The sequence below is a fragment of the Nocardia beijingensis NBRC 16342 genome (assembly GCF_001612785.1).
Classification (GTDB): Bacteria; Actinomycetota; Actinomycetes; order Mycobacteriales; family Mycobacteriaceae; genus Nocardia; species Nocardia beijingensis.
Map to the genome: position 1 here is coordinate 110,797 of NZ_BDBC01000053.1, position 9,670 is coordinate 120,466.

Consider the following 9,670-nt stretch of genomic DNA (forward strand, 5'->3'; position numbering starts at 1 on the left):
GCTAATCCTTATTTTCCGGATCTGAAGCACCGTCTGCTGGAGGTTTCGGCGCAATTCTGGGAACCACCGCGAGAACCGCTTTCTCGATCGCTTCCCTGCGCGCCGGGCCGTCCTCGGCTCCCAGATCGAGGCAGAAGCTGTCGACCACCGCGGAGCCCATTGTGACCACCTTGGCCCAGCGGACGTCGGCTCCGCAGCCGGCCAGCTCCGCGGCCAACCGGCTGAGCAGGCCGACCCGGTCCTCGGCACGCAGCTCCAGGATCGCCTGCCCCGGCACCGAGGTGTCCGACCAGATCACCCTGGGCTGGGCCCGCGCGTAGCGGCTACGGCCGATGGTGTCCGCCTCGCGCTCGCGTTTGGCCAGCGCCGCGGGCACGTCCAGGTCGCCTGCCGTGGCCCGGATCAATTCCTGGCGCAGCAGCCCCGGGTCGGGAGGGTCGCCGAATTTCGGGGCGACGACGAAGGTGTCCACCGCGGAGGAGCCTTCGACGCCGAGCGCCGCCGACAGCACGCGCAGCGAATGCAACGCGAGCACACCGGCGGCGTCGGAGAGCAAGCCGGAACTGTCGGGCGCGATGACGGTGACGACATAGGTGTGCTTGCTCTCGCCGGGCTTCAGATCGACGTGCACACCGCCCGCCCTGGCCTTCTCGACCAATTCCGGCGCGATCGGCTCCGGGGTGGGCAGCTGGTCACCCGCCATGACCAACCGGCAGCGCCGGACCAGTTCCCCGATCAGCGACGCCTTCCAGTCGCCCCACACGCCGGGACCGGTGGCCTGCGAGTCCGCCTCCGCCAGCGTATGCAGCAGTTCCAGCAGTTGCGGATCGCCGTCGAGCGCGTCGACGACATGACGCACCGTCTCCGGATCGGACAGATCGCGCCGGGTCGCGGTGTCCGGCAGCAGCAGGTGGTGGCGCACGACCGCGCTGAGCGTGCGCACGTCCGACGGCCACAGACCGAGGCGGCGGCCGATGTGGGTGGCCAGTTCCGCGCCGACCACGCTGTGATCGCCCGCGCGGCCCTTGCCGATGTCGTGCAGCAGCGCGCCGAGGGCGAGCAGGTCGGGCCGGGCCACTCTGGTGCTCAGACCGCCCGCGTAGGCGACGGTCTCCATGAGGTGCCGGTCGACGGTCCAGATGTGCTGGACGTCGCGCGGCGGCAGATCGCGCACCGCGCCCCATTCCGGCAGCAGCCTGCCCCACAGTCCGGTGCGATCCAATGCCTCGATCGCGTCGATCGTGCCGCGGCCCGCGCCCAGCAACACCAGCAAGTCGTTGAGGGCGTCCTTGGGCCACGGCTCACGTAGCTCGGGAGCGTCCTCGGAGAGCCGGTTGAGCGTGGTGGCCGACATCGGCAGACCGGTCTGCGCCGACGCCGCCGCGACGCGCAGGATCAGTCCGGGATCGCGCTGGGGGCGGGCGTCTCTGGCCAGCACGACCTCGCCCGCGTGCTCGACCACGCCTTCGTCCAGCGGCCTGCGCACCGGCATCCGGCGCAGGCGCGCCAACCCGCGCCGGGGCAGGGCGTTGGCCGCGGTGCGCAGCCCGACGTCCACGGAGTAGCTGACCGTCCGAGCCGAATCGCTCAGGGTGCGGGCCAGGTCGAACCGATCGCCGATGCGCAGGGCCGCGCCGATCTCGTCGGCGTCCTGGGCGCGCAGCTGGTCGCGGGCGCGGCCTGCCACGCGGTGCAGTTCGGTGCGCACGTCGAGCAGCCGCCGGTGCGCCTGCTTCAACCCACCGCCCGGCACGTCCGGTCCGAGGCCGGGCATCGCGTCGGTGAGCTGGGCGATGGCCAGCGCGTCAAGCAGCTGGATGTCGCGCAGACCGCCACGCCCGTTCTTCAGGTCGGGCTCGGCGCGGTGCGCGATCTCGCCGTTGCGCTCCCATCTGGCCTGGGCTTGGGCGATGAGTTCGTCGAAGCGGGAACGGATGCCGGTGCGCCACTCCCGGCGCACCCCGCCGATCAGCAGATTGCTCAGTTCCTGGTCGCCGACGATGTGCCTGGCCTCCAGCATGCCGAGCGCGGCGATCAGATCGTCCGCGGCCACCCGCAGCGCCTGCGGAACGGTGCGCACACTGTGGTCGAGTTTGATGTGCGCGTCCCACAGCGGATACCAGAGCTGGTCGGCGACCTCGGCCACCCGGGCCGGGTCGACGTCGTCGTGCAGCAGCACCAGATCCAGATCGGAGTACGGCAGCATCTCGCCGCGCCCGAGGCCGCCGACGGCCACCACGGCCAGGCCGCTGTCGGGCGCGATGCCCAGTTCGGCGCCCTTGCTGGTGAGCCAGAGTTCGTAGAGGTCGACCAGCGCCTGGCGCAGCGACTGGGCGTCCAGCCGGGGATTGCGCGGCTGGCCGCCGTCGAGCAGTTGGGTTCGGGCGCGGACCAGGTCGGCCGCCCCGTTGGACACCTTGCCGTTGCCTTGTTCGGTGACCTTCGGATCACCGTCGTGCTCGTACTGACTAGCCACAACCCACCGCCCGTTTGATGCGCGCGGCCCCGCCCCGACCGGGAGCTCCGGTGGGAGCGGGGCCGCCGCTCGACTCGATTTTCCGCTACAGCGCGTCGGTGCCGCGTTCGCCGGTCCGCACCCGGATGATCGCCTCCACCGGGGTGACCCAGACCTTGCCGTCGCCGATCTTGCCGGTGCGTGATGCCTCCACGATCACTTCGACGACCTTGTCGACGGAAGCGTCGTCCACGACGACCTCGACGCGAACTTTCGGCACGAAGTCGACGGAATACTCCGCGCCGCGGTACACCTCGGTGTGGCCCTTCTGCCGGCCGTACCCTTGGACCTCGCTGACGGTCATGCCCAACACACCCGCCTGCTCGAGACCGGACTTGACGTCCTCGAGCGTGAACGGTTTGACGATTGCGGTGATCAGTTTCATGTTCGTCATGCCTCCTTGACGGCCGAACGTGCCGTGCTACCCAGAGCGGCGAAGTCGTAGGCGGTTTCCGCGTGCTCGGACTCGTCCAAGCCGACCGACTCTGCTTCCTCGCTCACGCGCAGCCCAATGGTGAACTTCACGATATAGGCAATGATCAGGGTCGCGATGAAGGAGAAGGCAAGTACCACACCGGCGCCCACCGCCTGCCGCCACAGCTGATCGAAACCGCCGCCATAGAACAGACCGGTCTTGGCCGCACCCGCCTCGGGCGCCGCGACGAAACCGACCATCAGGGTGCCGACGATACCGCCGACCAGGTGCACGCCGACCACGTCGAGCGAGTCGTCGAAACCGAACCTGAACTTCAGGCCGACCGCGAGGGCGCACAGCGCTCCGGCGACGACGCCGATGGCGAGCGCGCCGAGCACGTTCACCGAGGAACACGACGGCGTGATGGCGACCAGACCCGCCACGATGCCCGAGGCCGCGCCCAGCGAGGTGGGCTTGCCGTCGCGGATCTTCTCCACCAGCAGCCAGGCCAGCATCGCGGCGCAGGTGGCGATGGTGGTGGTGATGAAGGTCGAGCCGGCGAGGCCGCCGGAGGTCACCGCGGAACCGGCGTTGAAACCGAACCAGCCGAACCACAGCAGACCGGCGCCGAGCATGACGAACGGCAGGTTGTGCGGGCGGAACGGGGTGGTCGGCCAGCCCTTGCGCTTGCCGAGCACCAGCACCAGGGCCAGACCGGCGGCACCGGCGTTGATGTGCACCGCCGTGCCACCGGCGAAGTCGACCGCGAGCAGTTTGTTGGCGATCCAGCCGCCCTCGTGCACGACGTTGCCGTCGGCGTCCTTGACGTCGAAGTCGAACACCCAGTGCGCGACCGGGAAGTAGACCACCGTGGACCAGATGCCCGCGAACAGCAGCCATGCGCCGAACTTCAAGCGGTCGGCGACCGCACCCGAGATGAGGGCAACCGTGATGATGGCGAACATCAGTTGGAAGGCGACGAAGACGGTCGCCGGAATCGTGCCCGCGAGCGGGATGTTCACCGCTTCGGTGGTGACCGCGCCGGCCGCGTCCTTGACCTCGGCGACGGAGTTGCCGCCGATCAGGCCCTTCAGTCCGAAGAACTGCGTCGGATCACCGATCACGCCGAACGTGTTGTCGCCGAAAGCCGTCGAGTATCCGTACAGCGACCACAGGACGCCGACCAGGCCCATGGCGCTGATGCTCATCATGATCATGTTGAGCACGTTCTTCGACCGGACCATGCCGCCGTAGAAGAAAGCCAGGCCCGGCGTCATCAGCAACACCAGCGCCGAACTCGCCAGCATCCATGCGGTGTCACCGGTATCCGGTGCACCGGTAAGTGGAAAAGCCACTTTAATGTCCTCCTCATCTCGGGCCCAGCCGATTCCGGCAAATGGACCTGAACAGAAGGGTCCTAACTCGGTGTTTCATCCGTAGAGCTGCCGTGTTTCACCTACGTGAACGGATGGCACGGCCGTGTTGCCACTACGTTTCGTCACCTACACCACGGCTTTCGCGGCGCTGTGAGCAGGGTGTTCGGGAATCGGACATTCGTTACCGCACAGGAGGAGTCGGCAAACTTCCGGGGTGTGACCGACCTCGCACCGCGGGCGGCGGTGCCCGAGGTGGGCGCGCGGCGCGGCTGGTGAGCAGAACGCCGCGCGCGTCAACCTCTTTCGACCGGGCTCTGCCGGCGGGACGACTCAGCCGAGCAGCGCGTCCACGAACGCGGCGGGCTCGAACGGAGCCAGGTCGTCGGCGCCCTCGCCGAGCCCGACCAGCTTCACCGGCACGCCCAGTTCGTGCTGGACCTGGAAGACGATGCCACCCTTGGCCGTCCCGTCCAGCTTGGTCAGCACCACACCGGTGATGTCGACCACTTCGGCGAACACCCTGGCCTGAGTGAGTCCGTTCTGTCCGACGGTGGCGTCCAGCACGAGCAGGACCTCGTCGACGGCGGCCTTCTTCTCCACCACGCGCTTGACCTTGCCCAGCTCGTCCATCAGGCCCGTCTTGGTGTGCAGTCGCCCGGCCGTGTCGATCAGCACCGCGTCCACGCCGCGCTCGACGCCCGCGGCCACCGCGTCGAAGGCGACGGCGGCCGGGTCGGCGCCCTCACGGCCGCGGACGGTGTCGGCGCCGACCCGCTCGCCCCAGGTCTGCAACTGGTCGGCCGCGGCGGCGCGGAAGGTGTCGGCCGCGCCGAGCAGCACCCGGCGGCCGTCGGCCACGAGCACTCGCGCGAGCTTGCCGGTGGTGGTGGTCTTGCCGGTGCCGTTCACGCCGACCACGAGCAGGATGGACGGGTGATCGGGATGCGGCAGCGCGCGCACCGAGCGGTCCAGCTCCGGGCGCAGCTGCTCGATCAGCACGTCACGCAGGACGGCGCGCGCCTCGTCGGTGGTCCGCACGCTGCGCGCCGCCATCTCCGAGCGCAGCCGGGAGACGACGGCCGTGGTGCTCGCCGTGCCGAGGTCGGCGAGGACGAGGGTGTCCTCCACCTCTTCCCACGAGTCGTCGTCCAGGTCGCCGCCGCCGAGCAGGCCGAGCAGGCTCTTGCCGACCGCGTTCTGCGAGCGCGACAACCGTCCGCGCAGCCGGACCAGGCGGCCCGCGGTGGGCTCGATCTCCTCCAGCGCGGCGGGCGCCTCCACGCCCGCGGGCGTGTCGGGCGCGACGATCTCGGTGGTGATGCCGGTGTCCGGGCCCGCAGCGCCGGTTACCGGCTCGGCGGTCGTGTCCCGGGCCGGGGCCTCCGGGGTCTCCGCCGCGTCGGTGGCCTGCGGTGTCGTCTCGACCGTGTCCGAGCCGACGTCGGGTTCGGCGGCCGGCTCGACGACGTCCGGCGCGGGGGCCGCCTCGGTGACGTCGGCTTCGGGCAACGGAACGTTCGTGATGCCGCGTTTGGGCGCGTCGCGCGGGATCGCGGCGTCGTCGCCGACGTGCGGCTGTCCTTCGGTGTCGGTGCGCTCGACCGGTTGCGGTTCGGTCGCCGTGCCACCCCGGCTGAAGGAGAATCCGCCGGACGCGGTGTAACCACCGGACCGGTCGGTCAGCTCCTTGTCCTGCGTGGGCGGAGTCAGCGACACGCGGCCGCGCTTGTACCGGACGAATCCGGCGACGAGCACGACGAGCAGCAGTGCGGCGACCGCGGCGATCAGGATCCAGACTTCGGGACTCACGCGGACCATCCTTGCAGACCGGCCGTCACGGGATCGGCCCCGAGCCGCACCCGGCGCGCGAGTCGCCTGCCGGGGCCGACGGCGCGAAGTCCGTGAACATCGCAGGTACCGGGCCGTTGGCCGGTGCGAGCTTGCACCGACACAGCCCTCCAGATTTCTTGTCCTGCGGAACTTCTCGCAAAGGGACAATAGGATCGGCGACGTGACCGATCGAAACGTGCTTGGGGGGCCGCTGGAAGAGTGCGGCACCGATCCTCTCACCGGCTTCTACCGGGACGGCTGCTGCAGTACCGGGCCGGAGGATCTGGGCAGCCACACCGTCTGCACCGTTGTCACGGCAGAATTCCTGGAGCATCAAGCTTCCATCGGAAACGATCTGAGTACGCCCCGCCCAGAGAACAATTTTCCCGGTTTGCAGCCCGGTGACCGGTGGTGCGTGGTCGCCGTGCGGTGGCTGCACGCACACGAGGACGGTGTCGCCGCACCCGTCGTGCTGGCCGCCACACATGAGAACGCCCTGGAAGTGATCTCGATGGACATCCTGCGCAAGTACGCCGTCGACGTGCCCGACGACGTCAGCGACCTGCTCTGAGCGACCGGTAGCCCCTCCTCCACCCGCGACGCGCCGCGCGGACCACCGGCTCACCCCGGGGACCACGAGCCGGTGTCCGATCGGTCCGTGGCGCAGCCGAGCACCTGATGGCACAAATGCGCCATTCGTTCAGCGCGCCGCCGCGACCCGTCGACGGTGCGCCTTCTGACGACATGCGGCCGAGCAGTACCTGGCCCGCCGGCCTGTCCCTGCCCTCGGCACCGCCGCCCGGCACACCGGGCAGCGATCGGCTTCGCTTTCGTTACGGTCCCGAGTTTCGTTACGTTCTTCGGCTTCGCCATCCCGTTTCGTCACCACCGGCCCGACCGGCGCCGCGCGCAGCGCGTCCAGCACGATCGCGGCGGTTCGGTCCAGGCCGCCCCTGGCCTTGCGGAGCCGTTGGATCGCAACGCATCCGGTGAAGACGGCGAGCACGTCATCGAGCTCGATGTCGGCCCGGACCGCCCCCTCCCGCTTGGCCGCGGCCAGCAGGGCCGCCAGCGCATCGTGGAAGCGCACCCCCGCGCTCCGCAGCAGCGCGCGCGGCCACCCGTCGTCGGACTGCACGAGGTCGCACAGCGCCTGGTTATCCGGGGTCGTGGCGATCACGGCGGTGCAGAAGTCGAAGAAGGCGGCGCCGGGATCGGGTGCGGCGAGATGGTCGGCGGCCAGCTTCGCCAACCGATCGATGCGCTGCTGCATAACCGCTTCCAGCAGCGCGCTTTTCGTCGGGAAGTGCCGGTAGACGGTGCCCGCGCCGACACCTGCCCTGCGGGCGACCTCGACCAGTGACACGGAGGCGCCCTGCTCGGCGAAGGCGCGCTGCGCGGCCGCCAGCACGAGGGCGCGATTGCGCCGGGCATCGGATCGCGACATCCCGCCCGGAGCGAGCGATGCGGTCATTTCGTTACGGCCTTCCGATAAGCAGCCTGGTCGATCGGGTGGCGTGACCCGTATCGTCCGAATCCGGGTCAACCAACCCGATTCTACCGAGCAGAGAAGGCGGAGCATGTCCCCTCAGCACAACCTCATCCTGGTCACCGGGGCCACCGGCAAGCAGGGCGGCACGACCGCCCGGCGACTGCTGGCCGACGGCAGGGCGGTGCGCGCGCTGGTCCGCGACGCGCACGCGCCCGCCGCGCAGGAGCTGGCCGCGGCGGGCGCGGAACTCGTCGTCGGCGACTTCGACGCCCCCGAGACCTTGCCCGCGGCGCTGGCCGGTGTCAGCGGCCTGTTCCTGGTCCCGCCCGCCGCCTACGGCCCGGCAGGCTGGGACGTCGACTTGGAGGCCGCGCGCGGCGAAGCGATCGTCGAGGCCGCACGTGCGGCCGGAGTGCGGCAGATCGTGTTCACCGGCATCGCCTCGATGGGCGACAGCACCTCGTGGGGCGCGACGGGTAAGAAGCGCATCGAAGACGCGATCATCGCCAGCGGTCTGCAATACACCTTGCTGCGCCCGGTGCGCTTCATGGAGAACTACCTGCTGCGCACGTCACCCGTCGACGGCATCAAAGACGGCGTGCACCGGCACCTGTTCCCGGCCGAGGGGCCGATGAAGGTCATCGCCGTCGCGGACATCGGCGACATCGCCGGTCTGGCGTTCGCCGACCCGGATCGCTTCCACGGCCGCGTCCTCGAACTCGCAGGCGACGTGCTCGTCCCGCCCGTGGCCGCGGCGGCGATCAGCGCGGCCACCGGTCATCAGGTCAGCTACCACGAAGTCGGCGAAGCCGAGGCGGACGCCATCGGCGCGGAGATCGGCAATACGTGGCGGCTGATGCGCCACACGGGCGGCTGGCGCGCCGACGTCGACGAGATCCGCGCGATCCACCCCGGGCTGCGCACGTTCGACACCTGGCTCGCCGAAACCGGTGCGGCGCAGATCAAAGCGCTGCTCGACCGCGAAAGTTCCGGTAAAGCTGGGTGATTCGGCACCGTCACCCTCCCCGCACGGAGGTGACCGCGCGGCGGGTCAGCCCGCCGCGCCGACCGGGGCCAGGTTCTCTCCGCGCAGCCGCTGCGAGATCACCTGGGTGATGCCGTCGCCGCGCATGCTGACGCCGTAGAGCGCGTCGGCGATCTCCATCGTCGGCTTCTGGTGGGTGATGACGATCAGCTGGCTCTTCTCCCGCAACTGCTCGAACAGGCCGATCAGGCGGCGCAGATTGGTGTCGTCCAGCGCGGCCTCGACCTCGTCCATCACGTAGAACGGCGACGGCCTGGCGCGGAAGATGGCCACCAGCAACGCGACCGCGGTCAGCGACTTCTCCCCGCCGGACAGCAACGACAGCCGCTTGACCTTCTTGCCCGGCGGACGGGCCTCCACCTCGATGCCGGTGGTGAGCATGTCCGAGGGGTCGGTGAGCAGCAGCCTGCCCTCGCCGCCGGGGAACAGCTTGGCGAACACCTCGACGAACTCGCGCTCCACGTCGGCGTACGCCTCGGTGAACACCTGCAGGATGCGGGCATCGACCTCGGCGACCACGTCGAGGAGGTCCTTGCGCGCGCTCTTGACGTCCTCGAGCTGCGTGGCCAGGAAGTTGTACCGCTCCTCCAGCGCCGCGAATTCCTCCAGCGCGAGCGGATTCACCTTGCCGAGGGTGGCGAGATCCTTTTCCGCGCGCTTGGCGCGACGCTCCTGGGTCTGCCGGTCGTACGGCATCGGGGCGGGTTCGCTGACCTGCTCGCCGCGCTCCTTGGCCTGCTCGTACTCCTGCATCTCCAGCGCCGACGGCGGCAGCGGCACGTGCGGGCCGTACTCGGCGATCAGATCGTCCAGCGCGATGCCGAACTGCTCGGCGATGTTCGCCTCCAGCTGCTCGATGCGCAGCGCCGCTTGAGCTTTGGCGACCTCGTCCCGATGCACCGCGTCGGTGAGCTGGGACAGCTGCGCGGTGAGCGCGCGCACCCGCTCCTTGACCTGTTCGACCTGGGCGGCGCACTCCGAGCGCTTGCGCACCAGC

8 protein-coding genes are annotated in these 9,670 nt (G+C 69.9%); 2 read left to right on the forward strand and 6 right to left on the reverse strand.

All coding sequences use genetic code 11. The features are described from left to right. Position 1: 1 nt before the first annotated feature. The 4 genes from NB3_RS26570 to ftsY form a co-directional block, all read right to left on the reverse strand. The gene (locus tag NB3_RS26570; protein ID WP_157112021.1) at positions 2-2,416 is read right to left on the reverse strand and encodes a [protein-PII] uridylyltransferase; all 2,415 of its coding nucleotides are present in this window, start codon (positions 2,414-2,416) and stop codon (positions 2-4) included. A 145-nt stretch (positions 2,417-2,561) separates the two neighbouring features. Further along, positions 2,562-2,900 (reverse strand): P-II family nitrogen regulator, encoded by a 339-nt coding sequence (locus NB3_RS26575; protein WP_039799550.1) that lies wholly within the window; start codon positions 2,898-2,900, stop codon positions 2,562-2,564. 5 nt (positions 2,901-2,905) lie between these two features. After that, the gene (locus NB3_RS26580) at positions 2,906-4,285 is read right to left on the reverse strand and encodes an ammonium transporter (protein WP_067808807.1); all 1,380 of its coding nucleotides are present in this window, start codon (positions 4,283-4,285) and stop codon (positions 2,906-2,908) included. Positions 4,286-4,636: 351 nt separating this feature from the next. Beyond that, positions 4,637-6,124 (reverse strand): signal recognition particle-docking protein FtsY, encoded by a 1,488-nt coding sequence (ftsY, locus tag NB3_RS26585; protein ID WP_169810752.1) that lies wholly within the window; start codon positions 6,122-6,124, stop codon positions 4,637-4,639. A 193-nt stretch (positions 6,125-6,317) separates the two neighbouring features. Here ftsY and NB3_RS26590 point away from each other — a divergent pair, with 193 nt between their 5' ends. Continuing rightward, entirely contained in the window at positions 6,318-6,707 is a 390-nt protein-coding gene (locus tag NB3_RS26590; protein ID WP_019048221.1) for a DUF2237 family protein, read from the forward strand. Between the two features lie 129 nt (positions 6,708-6,836). Here NB3_RS26590 and NB3_RS26595 read toward each other — a convergent pair whose 3' ends face one another. Further along, complete coding sequence (locus NB3_RS26595; protein ID WP_244892095.1) at positions 6,837-7,682, reverse strand: TetR/AcrR family transcriptional regulator; 846 nt, start codon at positions 7,680-7,682, stop codon at positions 6,837-6,839. A gap of 34 nt (positions 7,683-7,716) precedes the next feature. Between NB3_RS26595 and NB3_RS26600 the strand changes: the two genes are divergently transcribed. Continuing rightward, positions 7,717-8,634, forward strand: coding sequence for an NmrA family NAD(P)-binding protein (locus tag NB3_RS26600; protein ID WP_067808809.1), 918 nt, complete (start codon positions 7,717-7,719; stop codon positions 8,632-8,634). A 45-nt stretch (positions 8,635-8,679) separates the two neighbouring features. On the opposite strand, the gene NB3_RS26605 is transcribed toward NB3_RS26600, so the two are convergent. Next, a partial coding sequence (locus NB3_RS26605) for an AAA family ATPase (RefSeq protein WP_157112017.1) occupies positions 8,680-9,670 on the reverse strand: 991 nt, incomplete at its 5' end.

What these genes read in the sequence shown, in the direction of transcription:
- NB3_RS26575 (WP_039799550.1), bottom strand. Translation starts at nt 2,900, where the DNA reads ATGAAACTGATCACCGCAATCGTCAAACCGTTCACGCTCGAGGACGTC.
- ftsY (WP_169810752.1), bottom strand. Translation starts at nt 6,124, where the DNA reads ATGGTCCGCGTGAGTCCCGAAGTCTGGATCCTGATCGCCGCGGTCGCC.
- NB3_RS26600 (WP_067808809.1), top strand. Translation starts at nt 7,717, where the DNA reads ATGTCCCCTCAGCACAACCTCATCCTGGTCACCGGGGCCACCGGCAAG.